At 47.8% G+C, this 890-nt stretch carries 1 protein-coding gene; it reads right to left on the minus strand.

Features of this window, described 5'->3' with window-relative positions; genetic code table 11:
• A partial coding sequence (locus A3757_RS00515) for an efflux RND transporter permease subunit (RefSeq protein ID WP_197469605.1) occupies positions 1–890 on the minus strand: 890 nt, incomplete at both ends.

The following is an 890-nucleotide window of genomic DNA, read 5'->3' on the forward strand; positions in this document are numbered from 1 at the left end:
TCTCGTAGCTCCTGTTGCAACACCAACATATTGGTTGCTTGTTTGTCGACATCAGCCCGAACGCTAATAGTACGCTTCAGATTCAAACGACTAATAACAGCCGGCGTTGACTCTGCTCGTAAGCTCGCGACTTGAGAGAGCGGCACAGCACTTCCCTGGGCATTACGAATCAAGAATTCTTCCAGTGAACGAATAGACTGCCGATCACTCTTCGGATAACGCACCACAACCCTGATATCATCACGACCACGCTGAATTCTTTGCACCTCGTAGCCATAAAAGGCTTCACGCACCTGAGACATAATATCCTGACGTGTCAGGCCTAATACTGAAGCCTGAGGCAAAAGCACTATCTCAATCGCCTCTTTACCGTCTGAATAGCTATCGGAAATATCAAATACCCCCGGGTAGCTTGCCAACTTTTCTTTTATTAGCTCAGCAATACCTGAGAGAGCATTAAAGTCCTGCGCACTCAGCTTGATATCAATCGGGTCACTGACTCGACCAATTTCAGCACGATAAGTTAACTTCTCTGCGCCCGGCACATGGCCAATTAATGCACGCCACTCATTAACCAGCTCGCGACTGGTGATATCCAAAGTACGCTCTTCTGGCGGCGTAATTTCAAATATCACGCGCCCAATATGGCTCGAACCACCAGAAGAGCCAGTTGTTGCCATGATATTTCGAATCACCGCCTCGCCTTCCAGGTGATACTTATCCTGAAGCTCACGGGCAGCTCCCAGCATTGACAAGACATATCGATCAGTCACTTCGACGGGTGTTCCTATAGGCATTTCCAGGTTAGCACGTGCCAACTCACTTTGAACCTTCGGGAAGAATATGAACTTCATCCACCCAGTCGAAACCAAGGCATACAAAATAAATAA

Source organism: Oleiphilus sp. HI0117, assembly GCF_001635235.1.